The sequence below is a fragment of the Nostoc sp. genome (assembly GCF_036917465.1).
In the GTDB taxonomy this organism is placed as follows: domain Bacteria; phylum Cyanobacteriota; class Cyanobacteriia; order Cyanobacteriales; family Nostocaceae; genus Nostoc.
Genome location: NZ_JBALDL010000006.1, coordinates 1 through 19124, shown reverse-complemented (window position 1 = coordinate 19124; position 19124 = coordinate 1). Strand labels below are relative to the sequence as shown.

Annotated in this window: 19 protein-coding genes and 1 pseudogene; 9 read left to right on the top strand and 11 right to left on the bottom strand. The window is 42.8% G+C overall.

The features are described 5' to 3' along the window. Nucleotides 1–248 precede the first annotated feature (248 nt). From V7K38_RS01340 to V7K38_RS01320, 5 genes and pseudogenes are all read left to right on the top strand, one after another. Nucleotides 249–744: pseudogene (locus V7K38_RS01340) on the top strand (class I SAM-dependent methyltransferase). 281 nt (nt 745–1025) lie between these two features. Next, nucleotides 1026–1565 carry a DUF2267 domain-containing protein gene (locus V7K38_RS01335; protein WP_334854917.1) on the top strand — a complete coding sequence of 180 codons (540 nt, stop codon included), beginning with the start codon at nt 1026–1028 and terminating at the stop codon, nt 1563–1565. A gap of 734 nt (nt 1566–2299) precedes the next feature. Continuing rightward, nucleotides 2300–2587, top strand: coding sequence for a type II toxin-antitoxin system HigB family toxin (locus V7K38_RS01330; protein ID WP_334854916.1), 288 nt, complete (start codon nt 2300–2302; stop codon nt 2585–2587). Continuing rightward, nucleotides 2587–2856 (top strand): hypothetical protein, encoded by a 270-nt coding sequence (locus V7K38_RS01325; protein WP_334854915.1) that lies wholly within the window; start codon nt 2587–2589, stop codon nt 2854–2856. The genes V7K38_RS01330 and V7K38_RS01325 overlap by 1 nt, the downstream gene beginning before the upstream one ends. A 540-nt stretch (nt 2857–3396) precedes the next feature. Beyond that, entirely contained in the window at nt 3397–3666 is a 270-nt protein-coding gene (locus V7K38_RS01320) for a hypothetical protein (RefSeq protein WP_334854914.1), read from the top strand. 373 nt (nt 3667–4039) lie between these two features. Here the strand turns inward: V7K38_RS01320 and nifD are convergent, their stop codons facing one another. The 7 genes from nifD to nifB form a co-directional block, all read right to left on the bottom strand. After that, the gene (nifD, locus tag V7K38_RS01315; RefSeq protein ID WP_334854913.1) at nt 4040–5506 is read right to left on the bottom strand and encodes a nitrogenase molybdenum-iron protein alpha chain; all 1467 of its coding nucleotides are present in this window, start codon (nt 5504–5506) and stop codon (nt 4040–4042) included. A gap of 156 nt (nt 5507–5662) precedes the next feature. Beyond that, nucleotides 5663–6556 carry a nitrogenase iron protein gene (gene nifH / locus V7K38_RS01310; RefSeq protein WP_334828188.1) on the bottom strand — a complete coding sequence of 298 codons (894 nt, stop codon included), beginning with the start codon at nt 6554–6556 and terminating at the stop codon, nt 5663–5665. A 347-nt stretch (nt 6557–6903) separates the two neighbouring features. After that, on the bottom strand, nt 6904–7260 hold the full coding sequence (locus V7K38_RS01305) for a globin domain-containing protein (protein ID WP_334854912.1): 357 nt from the start codon (nt 7258–7260) through the stop codon (nt 6904–6906). Nucleotides 7261–7576: 316 nt separating this feature from the next. Continuing rightward, the gene (gene nifU, locus V7K38_RS01300) at nt 7577–8476 is read right to left on the bottom strand and encodes a Fe-S cluster assembly protein NifU (protein WP_334854911.1); all 900 of its coding nucleotides are present in this window, start codon (nt 8474–8476) and stop codon (nt 7577–7579) included. 129 nt (nt 8477–8605) lie between these two features. Further along, complete coding sequence (nifS, locus tag V7K38_RS01295) at nt 8606–9814, bottom strand: cysteine desulfurase NifS (protein WP_334854910.1); 1209 nt, start codon at nt 9812–9814, stop codon at nt 8606–8608. 38 nt (nt 9815–9852) lie between these two features. After that, nucleotides 9853–10209 (bottom strand): 4Fe-4S binding protein, encoded by a 357-nt coding sequence (locus V7K38_RS01290; protein ID WP_334854909.1) that lies wholly within the window; start codon nt 10207–10209, stop codon nt 9853–9855. Between the two features lie 127 nt (nt 10210–10336). Beyond that, complete coding sequence (gene nifB / locus V7K38_RS01285; RefSeq protein WP_334854908.1) at nt 10337–11788, bottom strand: nitrogenase cofactor biosynthesis protein NifB; 1452 nt, start codon at nt 11786–11788, stop codon at nt 10337–10339. Between nifB and V7K38_RS01280 the strand changes: the two genes are divergently transcribed. Next, nucleotides 11782–11940 carry a hypothetical protein gene (locus V7K38_RS01280; protein WP_334854907.1) on the top strand — a complete coding sequence of 53 codons (159 nt, stop codon included), beginning with the start codon at nt 11782–11784 and terminating at the stop codon, nt 11938–11940. The genes nifB and V7K38_RS01280 overlap by 7 nt on opposite strands. A gap of 899 nt (nt 11941–12839) precedes the next feature. Next, complete coding sequence (locus V7K38_RS01275) at nt 12840–13418, top strand: Uma2 family endonuclease (RefSeq protein ID WP_334854906.1); 579 nt, start codon at nt 12840–12842, stop codon at nt 13416–13418. A gap of 35 nt (nt 13419–13453) precedes the next feature. On the opposite strand, the gene V7K38_RS29510 is transcribed toward V7K38_RS01275, so the two are convergent. The 4 genes from V7K38_RS29510 to V7K38_RS01265 form a co-directional block, all read right to left on the bottom strand. Further along, nucleotides 13454–13603: an element excision factor XisI family protein gene (locus V7K38_RS29510; protein WP_442940735.1), complete on the bottom strand. Its 150-nt coding sequence runs from the start codon at nt 13601–13603 to the stop codon at nt 13454–13456. Nucleotide 13604: 1 nt separating this feature from the next. Continuing rightward, entirely contained in the window at nt 13605–13841 is a 237-nt protein-coding gene (locus tag V7K38_RS29505) for an element excision factor XisI family protein (RefSeq protein WP_442940734.1), read from the bottom strand. Next, entirely contained in the window at nt 13823–13966 is a 144-nt protein-coding gene (locus V7K38_RS29500) for an element excision factor XisH family protein (RefSeq protein WP_442940733.1), read from the bottom strand. The genes V7K38_RS29505 and V7K38_RS29500 overlap by 19 nt, the downstream gene beginning before the upstream one ends. A 163-nt stretch (nt 13967–14129) precedes the next feature. Next, nucleotides 14130–14390 (bottom strand): element excision factor XisH family protein, encoded by a 261-nt coding sequence (locus tag V7K38_RS01265; RefSeq protein WP_334854905.1) that lies wholly within the window; start codon nt 14388–14390, stop codon nt 14130–14132. 135 nt (nt 14391–14525) lie between these two features. On the opposite strand from V7K38_RS01265, the gene V7K38_RS01260 reads away from it, so the two are divergent. Together V7K38_RS01260 and V7K38_RS01255 are read left to right on the top strand one after the other, a co-directional pair. After that, nucleotides 14526–15491, top strand: coding sequence for an NAD(P)-dependent alcohol dehydrogenase (locus V7K38_RS01260; RefSeq protein WP_334854904.1), 966 nt, complete (start codon nt 14526–14528; stop codon nt 15489–15491). Nucleotides 15492–16026: 535 nt separating this feature from the next. Continuing rightward, nucleotides 16027–19124 (top strand): NACHT domain-containing protein (locus V7K38_RS01255; RefSeq protein WP_334855047.1); only part of this gene is annotated, 3098 nt, incomplete at its 3' end.

Sequence of the window (19124 nt, the reverse complement as noted above, 5' to 3'; positions counted from 1 at the left end):
ACACCATACAGTTGACACAGATAAGCTAATCAGCATTTAAGTTGCATAAAAGCAGGGCTGAAGCCCTTACTACAAGCGAATCAGTCTGGAAAAATTAATGACGATTAGCTTAGTTAAATAAATAGTCCTATTTGTTGTTAAAAAATCGATGCAGATAAATCAGGTGATTGAAACCTCCGATCGCGGGGCAGTAGATTATAAAGCGTTACTGGCACATTGCTTCTTTGCAGCTTCAGTCAGGACAAACTGTGCTAGATGCTGCGGTAGGAACAGGTCTTAATCTTTCAGCTTACCCGGTAGGAATAAATGTTGTGGGTATCGATCTTTCTGAAAAGATGCTGGATGAAGCACGTATCCGCAGACATCACTTTCAAAGTATCGGATCTCTGCAATCTTAATTTTCCTGATAATAGCTTTGATGCAGCAGCGTCAGGATTTACCCTCTGTGTCGTTGAAGATCCAGTTCTTGCTCTTAAAGAAATCCAGCCTGGTGCATTAATTGCCATTCTCGATTACTGCAAATCGCAAGATCCAGAGATTCAAAAATGGCAAGAGTTAATAGCTGATGGTAGTTCACAACTAGGTTTCCCGACTGGCAAAATCAAGTGGGATGGGTTGATGGATTATGACGAATTAATTTACAACAGTAAGCTGACTATTGAAGTGCTTGCGGACAATCGGATAGAAAATCCAAACCCGTTTTTATGTGGTTGTCAATTACTGTTGAAAAACTCAAAAGGTTAAAAGCAATAGGATCTGTTTCGGCTGCTTTTATACCAACTTATTTATTGTGACTGTTTTTCGACACCAATGGGCAATGTCTACGAACGGTAATTGCTGTGTTAAATGAAAGAAAATCGCTTACCCTTAACCATGACCTTGCTACTGTAAGCAGATCGGATAAATTTCTAACTTTTGAATAGTTGTCATCTCAAACTTCTGGAAGATTCCAAGGGTTTTTGATTTGTGCGATCTTACATAAAGTAAGCATAAAGACTCAAAATTAATAACCACAACAAAAAACAATGCCAGATCAAAGTTTTAGAAAAAATATTCCAGAAGTTGATCCAACAGAGATAGAAGATACTCGAACTGCGATCGCAGATGAACATCGCTCGTTCCTAGAAAAAGTCCAGGTCAAAGCCGGATTCGCAGATCCCTATGATGCAAGAGACTTTACCGAAGTTGTGTTTCGCGTCATGCGCGATTTAATGACAACAGAAGCGAGCGATCGCGTTGAGGCAGAACTGCATACAGAGGCTATACCTACAGATGAGAAAGCGCTCCAGTTTGAAGTGTCTGATTTGTGGAAAGATACTAATCCAATTGTGGGATTTTTGAGCCGGGTTCGTCCACCCTGGAAAGGCCCAGGTATTTTCAATATCGATTCCGATCGCTTCTTGTTCCGAGTTGCTAACGAAAGTGGAATGCCGCGATCGGTTGAGCGAGAGCAAGCGGTTAAAGCAGTATTTTCTGCCACCAAAGACGAACTTTCCCAAGAGCGGATTCAAGAAATTGCTAGCTGGCTACCTGATTATGTCCGTCAACTTTGGGAGCAAGCTTAATTAGAAAGGTGAAAAAGTCAAGTCTGTTTGTGATGATTACTCATAAACAGACTTTCTATATAATATATTTATTAATTCACTGTAAAAAAAGTGGAGATGGACTACATCTTGCCCTGGCTTCGTATCATAAATGTGATTTTCTATTGACTTGGAATTGTCGCCACTTGGCAAATGCCAACAAGTCTGGGTATATTCGACGGCTGAACGTTATGCTGAGGTTATACGTTCAACCAAATACGTAAAATTCGCCACATAATATCTCAGCAAAATGGACATAACCCTGATAAGTTGGTGCAATTACTACATTGAACTTTAGAAGCAATATCCCCATCTTATTCAGTACAAAGAGCAGCATACAAAAGTTTTAGAATCATCAGTACAACAAGGTGTTGAAGCCGAAGCATAGAAGCGATCAATTAAGTCTGCAAAGTTATCTGCGTAGGATGATAGGGAATGTTACTGCGATCGCTACAACGGGCTATTCAGCGACGCACTATCACGTAAATTAGTTTTATTAACGCGCAATCATCGGGATTTGGGCAAAGTACCGGGATTGTTAATTGAGGATTGGACGGTTTAATGCGATCGCAACCTAGTTGTCGAGTAAATGCGACAACAAATAGCCCGTCGTTCTCTAAATGTTGTAAAGTTGGCGCGATGATCAGAATATAAGATTAGCGATCGCAGGTGAATTATATAGATGACAGATTTATTAAAACATTAAGAGTTTTTAGATGCACGTTATTACTCGTAAACGGCTAAATGAATTTGCTAAACTTTATCCAGATACAAATAATGCCTTGGCTCAGTGGTATCAATTGGTTAAGGGAAATGAGTTTGCCTCATTTGTGGAACTCCGTGAAATGTTTCCATCAGCAGATCAAGTCGGTAAATTGGCAGTGTTTAATATTGGTGCTAACAAAGTCAGACTGATTGCTGCAATTCATTACAACCGCCGAAAAGTCTACATTCGGGCTGTATTAACGCATTCAGAATATGATATGGGAAAGTGGAAGGAATAATGCAAAGCTTCAACCTAGATAAAACCATCACTGCTTGGTCATCCATTGGCGAAAACGTCTTTGTTCCGCACACAGAAGAGGAATATGAACACTTGGTTGAGATCCTCGATTGTCTCATCGATCAAGTTGGTGAAGACGAAATCCATCCGCTTGCGTCTCTAATGGAAGTTATCGGTGTTTTAATTGAAAACTACGAAACTGAAAGCATTCCTGAGTTAGAGGCGATGCCATCTCCTGACGGAGATGCTGCGCGAACGACAAGCCGCTAAGAGCGAACTATGAATATACAGTGGCGTGTTGTCGATTTAGGGCAATGTTTACGACGGGCTATTTGGTGTCGCACTATCTCGCAAATTAGTTTTATTAACGCGCAATCATAGCGATTTGGGCAAAGTATCGGGATTGTTAATTGAGAATTGGACGGTTTAATGCGATCGCCTAGTTTATTGTCGAGTGAGGGCGATGCCGAATAGCCCGTCGTAGACATCGCTAAAACGTTCTACTTCTTGTGCATCCGACACATAATCTCTAAATATGCAATGGTATGTTGTCGAGTTGGGGACTGTGCTGGAAGACTCTGGTGTGTTACTGAAAGTTATAGTTACTACACTAACTTGACGACTTTGGTTTGAAAGGAGTAGTCTTGAGTCTGTTAAGTGTAAAAAATCACGCTAATGACGTAGGGATATTGTGATTTTATGAGTGAAATAAAGATTAACTCAGAGTTTTGCTTCAACTCTACCAAGAAGTTTATTCATAAGAGTGTTCAGAATCCAGAGAATGATCTAATTATTCGAGAGAGTACAATTTTGAGTTTAAATTCTGATAAAAAATGGGGGTTTATATATTCTAAAAATGGGAATTTGTATTTTAATCAGTACTATATGAAAAATCAATTAGAATTTCAATCGCTTTCTCAGCACGATGTAGTGCGATATCAAATTGGGAAGAATCGCAATGGTGAAGATATTGCAATCGGTATCGAGAAAGTCGTCTACTCTTTCAATGGAAAAACACAGCCGATTTTGAAAAGCACTATATCTCGTATTGATAAGGATAAATGGTTTGGGTTCATTTAGGCTCAACCAGAAAACCTTTACTTTCACTCTACTTTCTTAGAAGACTCTAAAAGCTTTAATAATTTAGAAGTTGACAGTAGTGTTGAGTACGTAGTTGGAAAAAATGAACTTGGAGAAGATATCGCTAGGCTTGTTAGAGTAGTTTCACCATCTCAAAATTAAGTGAAGCAATGAAAGACTAATTTAGGCAGAGTATTCAACGGTCTAGCCGATCGCACCATTTAATCTAAAAAATCATCATTTAAAATAGTCTTTTATCTTACAGTTTTTCTTAGAGCAAAATGCAATAAAAATCTAAAAACCAGACTCTATAAGAGTTATACTATCTGAAGCATCAAAATAGATTGTTACTACATAACCCTGCAACTTGCATTTAGTCTAGAAATAGGCTCTTTTTTCTCCCGCCGCCAAAAAACCTTGCATTATTATGATGTTTAGGAGCGTTGGCGCGTAGCCCGCCGGAGGCATCGCTAGGTTCGGAGTAATCCCAAGAGTGCATTTGACGGAAAGGTAGACCCATCTTTTGGAAGACGTACTTCTCTTTCACACCAGAAGCAACTAGGTCAGGCTTCAGCGCTTTGATAAATTCCTCAAATTCGTAAGCGGTAACGTCGTCATAAACGATGGTGCCGTTTTCGATGTAGCCAGCGGTACGTTTGTAGTCATCGTTATGAGCGAACTCATAACCAGTACCTATCATCTTCATGCCCAAGTCTAGGAAGGCTGGGACAACGTGGCGAGGACGTAGACCACCAACCATGATGGCAACAGTCTTACCTTCTAAGCGGGGGCGGTACTTACCGACTACCGCATCCATTGTTGGCTGATACTTGGCGATAACTTTCTCAGCGTTTGCTTGGATTGTTTCGTCAAACTTGGAAGCAATTTCCCGTAAAGATTCAGCAATCTTGGTGGGGCCGAAGAAGTTGTATTCTAACCAGGGAATACCGTAAGCTTCTTCCATGTGACGGCTGATGTAGTTCATCGACCGGTAACAGTGGATGAGGTTCATCTTCACATTGGGGGTCATCAACATTTCGTTGATGGTGCCATCACCTGACCACTGAGCGACTACGCGCAAGCCGATTTCTTCTAACAGGATGCGGCTAGCCCAAGCATCTCCACCGATGTTGTAGTCACCAATGACGGCTACATCATAAGGAGTACCTTCAAAATTGAGTGTACCGTCTTTCTTAGCTTGGTCGGATCTGGTGAAAACCCAGTCACGAATCATGTCGTTAGCAATGTGGTGTCCCAAAGATTGGGAAACACCCCGGAAGCCTTCGCAACGCACAGGTACAACTGGCTTGCCAATTTCTTTCGATGTCTTGCGAGCAACAGCTTCGATGTCATCCCCAATTAGACCGATGGGACATTCAGATTGAATGGAAACACCACGGTTAAGAGGGAAAAGTACATCAAGTTCTTGGATGAGCTTGGTAAGTTTCTTGTCTCCACCAAAGACGATATCTCTTTCTTGGAAGTCAGAGGTGAAGTTCATGGTACCAAAGGAGTCAATGCCTGTAGTACCGATGTAGTAGTTACGACGACCAGACCAAGAATAATAACCGCAACCAACAGGCCCGTGGCTGATGTGGATCATGTCCTTAATAGGGCCCCAAACCACACCTTTAGAACCGGCGTAAGCACAACCACGAGCGGTCATGACACCAGGAAGGGATTTAACGTTAGACTTAACGCCGCAGTCGGCCTTACCTTCTTCGTATACGCCTAAGTGCTTTTCCCGTTTTTTCTTAGCTTTATCGGGGTAAGCCTCTAGAACTTCTTTAATTAGTTCTTTTCTTTCTTCGATGATGTTTTGATTTTCTGGAGGTGTCATATTTAGCCTCTGTGACTCGTAAGGATCGGGGCATAGGGGGACTAGGAGTCCCCTCTAAAGTTAGGGGGGAGATGTAAGCGAGAGGATGAAAGGTCAAAGGTAAGATTGATATCTTTCCTTTTTCCTTGTGCTAAAGCATTATTTCTTAGCAGCGATTTATACTACAGGAGCTTCAGCAGCACTCTTACCAATTAGCATTGCAGCATTTTCCTCGCTTTCGAGAACACCAAATTCAATCAATAACTCTTCCAACTCTTCCATCTCAATAGGTGTGGGGATGGTGAGGTTCTTGTTATCGATAATCTTCGTGGCTAATGCGCGATATTCTTGACTTTGATTGCTATCAGGTGCGTACTCGTTCACGGTCATCCGACGCAATTCTGCGTGTTGAACAATGTTGTCACGAGGTACGTAGTGAATCATTTGGGTGTTCAAGCGTTTTGCCAAGGTTTCGATGAGATCGATTTCCCGGTCAACGTTACGGCTGTTACAAATCAGACCACCCAAACGCACGCCACCAGTGTGAGCATACTTGAGAACACCACGAGCAATGTTGTTAGCTGCATACATTGCCATCATTTCACCGGAGGTAACGATGTAGATTTCTTGGGCTTTACCTTCACGAATAGGCATTGCGAAACCACCGCACACAACGTCACCCAATACGTCGTAGGATACGAAGTCAACGTCTTTATAAGCACCGTTTTCTTCCAAGAAGTTGATGGCGGTGATGATACCACGACCAGCACAACCTACACCGGGTTCTGGACCACCAGATTCTACGCAACGAACGTCACGGAAACCGGTGAGCATTACTTCTTCAAGTTCGATATCTTCTACTGCACCACGTTCAGCAGCCAATTGGAGAACGCTTGTTTGAGCTTTGCTGTGCAGCATCAAACGGGTAGAGTCAGCTTTAGGGTCGCAACCGACGATGAGGATGCGTTGACCCATTTCTGCCATAGCTGCTAAGGTATTTTGGGAAGTGGTAGATTTACCGATACCGCCCTTACCGTAGAAAGCTATCTGTCTAATCTTTTCTTCAGTCATGATTCGTATTTCCCTGCAATTGGTTGGTTAGTGGGTATGCGCGTTTGTCAGTTGCGTTCACGCCAGTTGAGCGACAGTAGTGAGCGCGTGTAGAGCATCGTTGATAGCGTTGGCATAAATGCCTGCTGGGGGCGATCGCTCCACAGCTAAAATGATCGAGAGTAGGTACATATATTTCGTCGTTAAATTTTTTTCTTTTTGTTTTTTGTCCTTTGTCCTTTGTCATTTCTTTTGACAAAGAACAAAGAAAATTACACGATTTACAAATACGTCATAATGTGTTTCAGATGGAAAGACTCAATAGGACTTGACTTTGCTATTTGTCAACAATCAATGCATAAGTCCTATCACTTGTTTAAAATAGCGCCTTTCATGTTTGTGACACGCTCTAGTGCAGCTTTGGTGTCTTCTGCTGACTCTCCGCGCACAGCCATTGCTTCGCCGAGATGTTTAGCGATCGCATCGAAGTGTGGTTGCTGTAGATTCATTCCGGCGTGGGTTTTGTCCATTGGACGACCGGCGTATTGCTTTGGCCCCTCAAAAATCTGAGATAAGAAAGCAACTAGATGATTACGTTGCTTGGGCATATCTGTACCGGCAAAAATGGGACTGAGGAGGTTGTCTGTGGCAATGCGTTTGTGGAGTTCATCTACTATTTGTTCAATAGCTGGTTGTCCGCCAAGTTTGTCGTACAATGTACTCATATTCTGTTCCTTTGAAGCGAGTTAGATGATGAAATTCGCAAGTAGGCGCTTAATCTATGAAGCCTATATGCTCTTAGCCGTCATAGTGATAGGATTGATACTAATTCGTAATTCGTAATACCTTCAGGGGAGCAATCCTTCGGGTGTCTACGTAATTTGTAATTAAGAAAGTTAAGTTTGAATCTGTGACTTTCTTTTGGCGAATTGGTATGAAGCATTGAGTGGAGACAATGATTCGGTTCAAATCCTATTTTCTGTTCTTGGCTGAATGCATATTAGGGCGTATTTGTAGAGTATGTAAGTCCTACAGCAATTCCTAAACTGCTTCGACTACAAGGCTCTTGCTGACACGATCTTGTAATCTGGCTTCGATCGCAATTTTCAGAGTTGCTGTACTACTAGAACAGGAACCGCAAGCACCTTGCAGGACAACTTTAACGCGATCGCCTTCTACATCATAGAGTTCTACATCTCCCCCATCTGCAATGAGTACGGGTCTGACTTCTTCATCGAGAACCTTTTGAATTAGAGCAATTTTTTGGACGTTTGTTAGCGATCGCTCTTTAGACGTAACAATTTCTGTGGCAACTTGTACGCCGTAATTGTTGAGAGCAGGTGAGGCGTATTCCTGTTGAACTGATTTTATTATATCATCGATGTTCGCCAAACAGGAACCGCATCCGCCACCAGCTTTTACATAATTTGTTACCTCTTCGGCACCAGTGAGATTATTTTCTAGAACGACGCGGCGAATTCTGGCCTCGCTGATCCCAAAGCAACTGCAAACTAACGCGCCTTCGTCGTCATCATTATGGGTAGCTAGAGGAATGCCACGATAATTATAGATAGCGGCTTCTAGCGCTTCTTGCCCCATGACAGAGCAATGCATCTTTGCTTCTGGTAAACCACCGAGGTAATCTGCAATGTCTTTATTGGACACTTTCAGAGCTTCATCTAAGGTTAAACCTTTGATCATTTCGGTTAATGCACTAGAAGATGCGATCGCACTAGTACAGCCAAAGGTTTGAAAACGAGCATCTAGAATCTTATCAGATTCTACCTCAACTTTCAGGTGCAATCTCAGAGCATCGCCACAAGCAATGCTACCGATTTCGCCCATTGCAAGCTTAACCCCAGGTTCGCCAGATTCTTCAATCGCTCCCTGATTCAGGGGATTGTAAAACAGTTCTAATACTTTATCGGTGTAGTCCCACATAATGAATTTTAGATTTTAGATTTTGGATTTTAGATTTTGGATTTTAGATTGGGGGATTGGGGGATTGGGTACTGGGTATTGGGAAAATTCTTCCCTAGTCCCCAGTCCCTAATCCCCAGTCCCCAGTCCTTAGCGATGCGCCAGTGCTTGTTCTTGTCCTTGCAACCAACCGGCTTCATCATTTTTGAAGGGTGAGAGGGCGCGTAAACGTTCGACAATGCTGGGCATTACCTCTATGACTCGATCGATTTCGGCTTCTGTAGTGTAGCGACAAAGACTGAAGCGGATGGAACCGTGCAAAGTTGTGTAGGGTAAGCCCATTGCCCGAAGGACGTGGGAAGGTTCTAGTGAACCGGAGGTGCAAGCAGAACCGGATGATGCACAGATACCGTATTTATTCAAGGATAATAAGATAGCTTCACCTTCAATATACTTGAAGCCGATATTTGTGGTGTTGGGCAATCTTTGCGTAACGTCACCATTGACTACACAATCGGGAATTGTAGCGAGTAAAGTTTGTTCAAGGCGATCGCGCAGCTTTCTTTGTTTTGCGATCGATTCTTCTAAGTGTAACAGTTCCAGTTCCGCAGCTTTGCCCAAGGCGATAATTGCTGGAACATTCTCTGTTCCGCCTCTGCGTCCGCGTTCTTGGTGTCCCCCAAGAATAAAGGGACGGAACCGAACCCCACGGCGGATATATAAAGCACCAATTCCTTTCGGCCCGTGCAGTTTGTGACCAGACAGAGTTAACATATCCACAGTGCTAGTCTTCATATTCAACGGGATTTTTCCCACTGCTTGCACCGCATCTACATGGAAGATAGCACCATACTCTTTAACGCGCAACCCAATTTGTTCAATCGGGAAAACCGTTCCGGTTTCATTATTAGCATACATAATTGTCACCAAGGCGGTGTTACCCGTCAAGGAAGCTTCTAGTTCATCTAGATCCAGCTGCCCTTGATGATTTACTGATAGATAGGTAACAGTGTAACCTTGGGTTTCTAATTGTTTGCAGACATTGAGTACTGCCGGATGTTCTACTTGGGTAGTGATGATGTGTCGCTTTTCAGGTTGCGCCAACAGTGCGGCTCGAATCGCCGCGTTATCTCCCTCAGTACCGCAACTTGTGTAGACAATTTCTGACTCATCGGCTCCCAGGATAGCTGCAAGTTGTTCTCTTGCTGTTCTCACTGCTTTACCGACTTGCCCACCAAAGGTATGCATACTGGAGGGATTGCCGTAATAATCCGTCAGGTAAGGTAGCATTACCTCTATAACTTGTGGGTCTACCTTAGTGGTGGCATTATTATCGAGATAGATGCAGTTATTTTGCATTGTTGTCTTCTAATTACGAATTAAGAATTACGAATTATTTAAGCTTCTGCACCTATTGTTTGGGATTGGCGCTTTTGCAACTGTTCCGAGTATTTCTGGGAATAACAGTTAAACCAACGTTCCCAGTAATCTTGTTTATTTGTTAATTTAGCAACTACGCGGTTGTAATCGGCGAACCAGCCTTCCCAATAATCGCTAGGCTGCTTAACGCAACCGTCACAGGTGGGACAACCAGCTTTACACTGAGGCATGGTATGAATACTACCAATACAGTTTGTACAAAGTTCAGGGTCAATCCAGTGCTGTCCATCAACCACTTTGACTGCATTTGTCGGACATACCGTTAGACACAGATTGCAGGAAATACACTGGCTAGTAAGAATTTTGTAAGCCATGATTTATTCTCCTTTTGGGAATGGGGCATTGGGCATTGGGCATTGAGGATTGAGGATTGAGGATTGGGTTTAGGGGAGGCATTGAGGATAATTCTTATCCCATGCCCCATGCCCTATGCCCCATGCCCTATTCGTTATTCCCTAATTCCTTAACGTATTGCTCGTAAAACTCCAAAGCAACCTTTTCAATCACGTCGTAAGCTTCAATAGCCTGTATTCCAGCTTCTTGCAATTTTTCTTGAGGACTGTTACCAATCTTGGAGACTAAAACTGCTTTGCAATCTGCGATCGCTTTCATTATATGCTCAAAAGAAGCTTCTTCGCCGTATCCACTTTGGCAGTATTGGTCAATTTTGCGATGACTGACAAAGCGAGCATCGTTTCCATCCACTTCGTAAATTTGGAATTCTTTGGCATGACCGAAGTGTTGGTTAACCAATCCGCCGCCTTTAGTTGCTACTGCAACGAGGATTTTTGGACTGTTGGCAAATTTCTTGCCGGCAAGCGCCTTGTCTTTGGCTACTTTAAGTTCTTCTTTAAACTTCTCAATCCCGTCATGAACTTCTTGACGTTTCTCCATGTCATATTCTGGAGTCATTTCCAAGAATTTCTCTTTGGAAAATTCCTGGCTGCGGTCTTCTCCTAACAATCCTACTGCATCGGCGCGGCACTGGCGACAGTGACGCATCATTTTCATGTTACCAGAGCAGTTGTCTTGGACTTCTTTGAGTTCTTTGGGTGTGGGTCCGCGTTGACCGGTTAAACCGAAGTGTGTGCCATGTTCTGGTGCAGAAATCAATGGCATGATGTTGTGTAAGAATGCACCTTTCTCACGAATGACTCGATTCACTTCGACTAAGTGATGGTCATTAATTCCGGGAATCATCACGGAGTTAACTTTGCACAAGATGTCAGCATCTTTGAGGGCTTGCAATCCTTCCATCTGTCTTTCGTGGAGGATTTTTGCGCCTTCAAGACCTCTATAACGCTTGCGCTTGTAGTGAACCCAAGGATAAATTAATGCACCGATCTCTGGATCTACCATGTTAATGGTGATCGTAACGTGATCTATATTTAATTCTTTAATGCGATCAACATAGTCAGGCAGCATTAAACCATTGGTTGATAAACACAGCTTAATATCTGGTGCTTGCTCTGCAATCAACTCAAATGTGCGGAAAGTTTTTTCTGGGTTCGCCAATGGGTCGCCAGGGCCGGCAATTCCCACAACTGTCATTTGGGGAATCTTACCACCAATGACCAAAGCTTTGTGTGCTGCTTCTTCTGGTGTTAGCAATTCGCTAACTACTCCAGGACGGCTTTCGTTAGCGCAATCATATTTGCGGTTGCAATAGTTGCATTGGATGTTGCAAGCTGGTGCAACTGCAACGTGCAACCGGGCATAGTGGTGATGAGCGTCTTCGCTGTAGCAGGGATGTTTAGCAATGCGTTCTTCGAGCTTTTGATCCCTTTCCACGGTGGCGCTGCTGGGGCTGTCGCAGCCGCAACCACCTGATTTTGCTTGGGTTGGCGATTCCGTAGCGTTGGAGTTGAGGAGTCGTGTAGACGGTGATGTCATTGAGTTTCGCAAAAGGTCGGTGGACTTGGCTGCCACTGTGGGAGATGTTGCTGCTCTCTATGCCCAGAATTGAAGTCGCGTCTTCCACACTGCCTGCAAACCCTTGGGTTCGGGCGACTTGTTTTCAAGTCAGGCAGGCAATAGATATCTGATGTTCGGCTGGTGTGTGTCAACGTTCGGTTCTTGGGTAGAATTGGTGCTTACAGCCGCGACTTCTCTTCACTTCAGGCATGGTGCTATGTCATCCCTCCACTCACTTAGCGCTTTGTTTTGTTTCAGAGCGTTAGGTGATTGGCGATATAAGATTTATAGCAGCCGTCTCCTAGCCAGATGTTGCGTCTCTCTAGGATAGAATTTATTGGATTTATTACTTTTGTACTCAAATACTAAAAACCCTAATTTTTCAAGCATTACAAGAATTAAAAAAGTTTTTTTCAGGTAGGGGTTCTAGTCTTTTTTGGTTAGGGTTCTAGTGTTTATAGATGGGGGTTCAGGATTTCTTTGTACTCAGCCAAAACCCAATCCCAGCAAGGAATTTAATCTACTTGTAACTGGGCTTGGGTTATTTAAATGTGTACTCAGATTGCCCTCAATTTCCGTCAAAAGCAATAAATGCCAAGGGTTTGAGGGTGAAAAACTGGAGTAGTCTATATCGTTGTACTCCAGAAACGTGCGAAATTCAATTCTGTATCTAACATATCATTTTTTTGAGGGTAAAAATGCAATTCATATTTATTTAATTTTTGCTTTGACAACGATATTCAATTGTGGTTCTAAGTCTTATCTGGTAAGCGATATGAGGTAATGAAAATGGATGTGGTTACTGCACATATTTTTCAAAAAAGTTAACTTTCAACTCCTTTTTTTTCATTCCCACAATCAGGAGATGGGTAGGAAACTCTCGGATTTTGTGTTTAAGAGAAACAACAAACTATAATCTAACATGATTGTGCGATCGCAATGATTTTTCTGAATTGCTTATTACAAACCTTAGCAAAAACCTAACCCCCTAAGCGGCTACAATTAAACTAAGCGTGAAAAAATCTGAGTTATGATAGCCATCCCCCAAGAAGCGCCAAAAATGACCGTTGAGGAATATCTAGAATGGGAACCTCAGCAAGACGTTCGCTATGAATATGCCAATGGTGAAGTATTTGCCATGACAGGCGGTACAATTCCCCATAACGACATTGCACTAAATCTCTACAGAGCTTTGTACCCTCATCTGCGTTCTAGAGGTTGTCGAGCGAATGTGTCAGATGTGAAAGTGCAACTCACTCCCCAGAGTCGCTACTATTATCCTGATGTTATTGTCAGTTGCGACCCTCAAGACCTCAATGCCCGCAAATTTATTCAACATCCCAAGCTAATTGCCGAAGTTCTTTCACCAGGGACAAGCGCTAAAGATCGGGATGAAAAATTTACTTATTATCTGAAAATCCCCAGTTTGCAAGAATATATCTTGATTGACTCGGAAAAAATCTCCGTTGAGCGTTACTGCCGAGGAGAAGGTAGGATGTGGCTTTACTATCCCTACACGGCTGGAGATATCGTCACTTTATCGAGCATTGAATTTGAATGTCCGATTGAACTGCTGTATGAAGGTGTTGTATTTAGCACTGAAGAATGAAAAGCGATGTCTACGACGGGCTGCGCCTACGCTCCTTAAGCAACTCCATAGCCTGTGTAAGGTCTTAACTCTGGTGGACGAAAGCCAAGCACTATATGTTCTTTAGGAATTCCAGCCCGTTCTAAATCGGCGGCGATGCCTTCTTCTGTACCATCCCGTTGAATCCAGATTTTGCCATCAATCAAGTCAATATGAACCAGACAGCCATGAATGCAGCGATCGCGTAGCGTGCCGTAGGCATTCGCGATCCCAACCTATATCCATCCACAAATAGCGAGTCTCTTTCAGAGAGGCTGCGCCAACGTGGTTTCGATCAAATACCACTTCTGATTGAATATTGGCGTAAGAATAGGGTAGTGAAGCATATTCACTGAGGATAGTTTCAATCACCTGGCGATAGTGGTCTAATTTGGTATAATCCATTGTTTAATAACCTCCTGTTTTGGATCAAAAGTAATCAGCTTAAAACGATGATTTCTCAGTAATAGTTTGCCGATAGGTTCTTCAAAAAAATCATTAAAAACACTGTTAGGTACTGCAAGATACAATACGGTTCGGTTAAGATCCCCCCGCCTACGGCGACCCCCTTAAAAATGGGGTAAAAGAAGGTTCTAAGCCCCCCTTTTTAAGGGGGGTTGGGGGGATCTTCGAGGAATAAACACGTTAACCGAACCGTATTGCTGCAAGATATAGCACTCGCTCTGCATCTAATTAAGTCAATATATCCTGATATAAAATATACTGATCCAACGTTTTTTCTAAATCATCAACATCCGATCTGCCAGTAAAACTTTTAATCTCAACGGCAATTTTAGATTCTGCTTTTTGCGCCGCCAACATCTGTCTAGAACCTAAATCAACATACAAATCTTTTTTACCAAATTTTAGTGTCAGTGGGTCATGAGTAATTATCCATTTGTCTTTAATCAAAGCATTTTTGACATTATCGTGATATAAATCTCTAGTTTGCATACAGGTGTAGTTTTAGACTGATATTTCTATTTTGTCACTGCGCCTAGCGATCCATGCGTAGAGGTGGTGCGTTGTAGACATCGTTACAGTGGATTCATAATGAAAAACAGATTGCCAGAGTAGCAGGAGAATACTATGAAAGCAGTAATTATCCGTCGGTATGGCGCGGCTGAGGTGTTGCAGTATGAAGATGTGGAGCAGCCGAAAATTGAGCCAACGCAGTTACTTGTGAAAGTTCGCGCTAGCAGCGTTAATCCCGTTGATTGGAAAATCCGCCAAGGGATGTTGAGTTTGATTACCGGCAGCAAATTTCCGAAAATTCTGGGGTTTGATGTGGCGGGAGAAGTCGTAAGTGTTGGCTCTGGTGTCACCCGTTTTAAACCCGGAGATGCTATCTATGGTAGTACTAGCTTCCCTGGAGGAGGTTATGCCGAATTTGCAGCCATCCCAGAAAACTTGGCGGCGCTCAAACCAACGAATCTATCTTATGAAGAAGCTGCGGCTGTGCCTTTAGCAGCACTCACGGCTTTGCAAGCACTGCGAGAGCAAGGAAATATTCAAACAGTACAAACTGTCTTGATTAATGGTGCTGCGGGCGGTGTGGGGATTTTTGCGGTGCAAATTGCCAAGGCTTTAGGGGCAGTGGTGACGGGAGTTAGCAGTACTAAAAACTTGGATTTGGTGAAATCTTTGGGAGCAGACCGCGTGATTGATTATACGCAGCAAGATTTCACTCAAGATATAGCGCAGTATGACATTATTTTTGATGCAGTGGGTAAGCGATCGCTCTCACAAACCAAAAAAGTCCTCAAACCCAATGGAGTTTATATCACCACCGTACCCAGCCCCGAAGTCATGTTAGAGAGCATCCTAACAGCGTTCCTTCCCGGTCAAAAAGCTAAATTTATCTTTGAGAAACCTAACGCCAAAGACTTGCTTTTTCTCAAAGAATTGATTGAAGCGGGTAAAATTCGTGTGGTGATCGATCGCACATATCCCTTACAAGAAGTAGCGGCGGCTCATAGTTATAGCGAAACTGGGCGGGCTGTGGGAAAAATTGCGATCGCGCAGCCCGTCGTAGACATCGCACTTAGCAATTGATCTGAAAAACCAACGCGAAACCTAACCCCCTCTTCCCGACGCAGGAATGGAGAAAAATTCAAAGTCTCTCTCCTCTTAGGCTACAGTGTACACACAAGTCTGAAATAGCTTACTCATTTGGGTTTGAGCGTTAGTTTTACCCCACCCTAACCCTCCCCTTGCAAAGGCGTGTATACACAAGTCTTCTAGAGTTGCCCCAGAGCCTTTTGATCCCCCCAACCCCCCTTAAAAAGGGGGGCAAAAGTCTCTTAAAGTCCCCCTTAAGAAGGGGGATTTAGGGGGATCTCCAACGATTTTGGGTGTTGTACAGAGATGTGTGTACACCGTAGCCTTGCAAAAGGGAGGGAACTAGATTTCCTGTTTCCCCCCTTTCCAAGGGGGGATTAAGGGGGGTAATTTGACTTGTGTGTACACCGTAGCCGCTTAGGAGAGAGATTTAGAGAGAGGTTCTTCAGATAACCTGTCCTGAAATCTGGAAACATGACTCAAATTAGTGGATATACTCGTAGTCAAACTCTCAACAGAAGCGAGTATTATGCTGGACTGGTTAGCTATTTGGGGTGTAACTCAGGCCGCCGGGTTGATTTTTAAACCCATTCTGGAAGACTTAGCCAAGGATGCTACTAAAGATTGGGCTAAAGATTTATTAAAAGGCATCCCTGGCAATATTTTAGAGAAACTTAAGAAAGAAGACATAGAAATTGCTGCTGGGAAAGCTTTAAAAGAATTTTTACAACTTGTGCAGGAAGATTTAAAAGGTGGAGAACTTTCTGAAGATGAAATCAAAAAGTATACGCAGCCGATAAAGCAATTTCTCAAAAATCAAGAAGTCAAAGAAATTTTGGGAAATGCCTTTAAAGATCATAATCCAGCTATAGACACTAATAGATTACAAGAGATTTGGGATAAAATTAATGTTTCAAATCCCTTACCAGATGATTTTAACTGGAAGCGGGTTGGTAAGAAATATCAGCAAAAGGTTAAAGATATTATTCAAGGAATTCCTGAACTCAGAGTTATTCTTGATTCCAAAAATCTGGAAAATATCCAAGAGAACACAAGAGAGTTTGCTGGCATTATTCCTGACTTTGATTTGCCAGAATATCAAAAAGGAATCCGTGAGTGCTATGGCAATCTCAAGTTAGATAGCTTAGATACTAGCGGCTATGCCTATAACGAACTGAAATTATGGCGGATTTTTACTGCTCAAAATGTCCGGGAAACTCATCAAGTTTTAGCACAAGTTCACGAACTACCTAAAGAACATCTTAGACGGCTGCGAGATAGCGACCAAGTAGAAGCTGTTGAATTAGAAGAATTAGAACGCCACAAACGGGTTTATTTTGAACAACCGATCCGTTCAGTTTTAGATGTTGTCAATAAAAAGCAAGATTATAAATATATTGTGATTTTGGGCGATCCTGGTTCCGGGAAGTCTACATTGTTGCAATTTCTGGCTTTGAATTGGGCTGAGTCACCACTGGATAATGTTATATCTTTACCAATTCCCTTGCTAATTGAATTACGCACTTATATGCGGCGACGGGAAGATAAAGAGTGCAATAATTTTCTCGAATTCTTTCATAACTGTAGTGGGGCAATTCATCATCTCAATCAGCTTGAACTAGATAAACAATTAAAAGCTGGTAATGCCTTAGTGATGTTTGATGGTTTAGATGAGGTATTTGACCCTGGTAAGCGAGAGGATGTAATTACTGATATTCATCGCTTTACTAATGACTATCCTGATGTGCAGGTAATTGTCACTTCTCGGATTATTGGCTATAAACCGCAACGATTGCTTAATGCTGAGTTTCGCCACTTTATATTACAAGATTTAGACTCAGAACAAATTCAGGATTTTATCAACCGTTGGCATGAGTTAACTTTTACCGATGCTGTAGATAAGGTGAGAAAACGGGAACGGCTACAAAGAGGAATTGCAGCTTCCAAATCTATTGCAGAATTGGCGGGAAATCCTCTGCTGTTGACGATGATGGCAATTCTTAATCGGAATCAAGAGCTACCAAGAGATAGAGCGGAGCTTTATAATCAAGCATCGCGGGTGTTGCTGCATCAATGGGATGTGGAACGCGCTTTGATTGAAGATAAGAGGTTAGATCCTAAAACGATTGATTATAAAGATAAGCAAGCGATGTTGCGTCAGGTTGCTTATCTTATGCAAACTGGTGAGAAAGGTTTGGCAGGGAATTTGATTAATGAGAATGATTTAGTCAAAGTTCTGACTGACTATCTGAGAACTATAGAATTTGATAAACCCAGAGATGTTGCGCGGGTGATGATTAATCAACTGCGGACTCGCAACTTTATGTTATGTTTCCTGTGTGCCGATTATTATGCTTTTGTGCATCGGACATTTTTAGAATATTTCTGTGCTTGGGAGTTTGTCTGGCAGTTTAAAGAAACGCAAACGCTGACTATTGAGGAACTTAAGAATGAAGTTTTTGGCAAACACTGGAAAGATGAAAGTTGGCATGAAGTCTTGCTGCTAATTGCGGGAATGATTGAATCTAAATTTGTTGGCGAAATTCTTGAGTATTTAATGGCGCAAGATGGCGAAGAGGAAAAGTTTGTCAACCTCTTTTTAGCGGCTAAGTGCCTTGTAGAGGTGAGAAATCGTTCGGCGATCGCGTCAACGGCTAATAAATTACTTAACAAGCTAAAAGACTTAACTCAATATGACCTCTGCTACTATTATGCTCCCCAGCGATATGGAGAAGAAACTGAGTTAGTTAGGGAAATTCGCACTCAAGCAGTCATAGCAATTGTAACGACCTGGCAAGAATCTCTCGACACTAAAACCTGGCTTAAAGAACGCGCTACCCAGGATGATCACAACTATGTACGAGGTGCAGCAGTCGAAGAATTAGCGAACAACTTCAAAAATGACCCCGACACCAAAACCTGGCTCAAAGAACGCGCTACTCAGGATGATCACGAAGATGTGCGAGGTACAGCAGTCCAACAATTAGCGAACAACTTCAAAGATGACCCCAACACCAAAACCTGGCTCAAAGAACGTGCTACTCAGGATGATGACTATTTTGTGCGACATATAGCAGTCCAAAAATTAGCGAAGAACTTCAAAGATGACCCCGACACCAAAACCTGGCTCAAAGAACGCGCTACTCAGGATGATGACTATTTTGTGCGAGGTACAGCAGTCCAACAATTAGCGAAGAACTTCAAAGATGACCCCGACACTAAATCCATCCTCAAAGAACGCGCTACCCAGGATGATCACAACTATGTACGAGGTGCAGCAGTCGAAGAATTAGCGAAGAACTTCAAAGATGACCCCGACACCAAAACTTGGCTCAAAGAACGCGCTACCCAGAATGATAACTGGGTAGCGCGACGTGCAGCAGTCCAACAATTAGCGAATAACTTCAAAGATGACCCCGACACCAAAACTTGGCTCAAAGAACGCGCTACCCAGGATGATCACGAAGATGTGCGACGTGCAGCAGTCCAACAATTAGCGAATAACTTCAAAGATGACCCCGACACCAAAACCTGGCTCAAAGAACGCGCTACCCAGGATGATCACGAAGATGTGCGACGTGCAGCAGTCCAACAATTAGCGAATAACTTCAAAGATGACCCCGACAC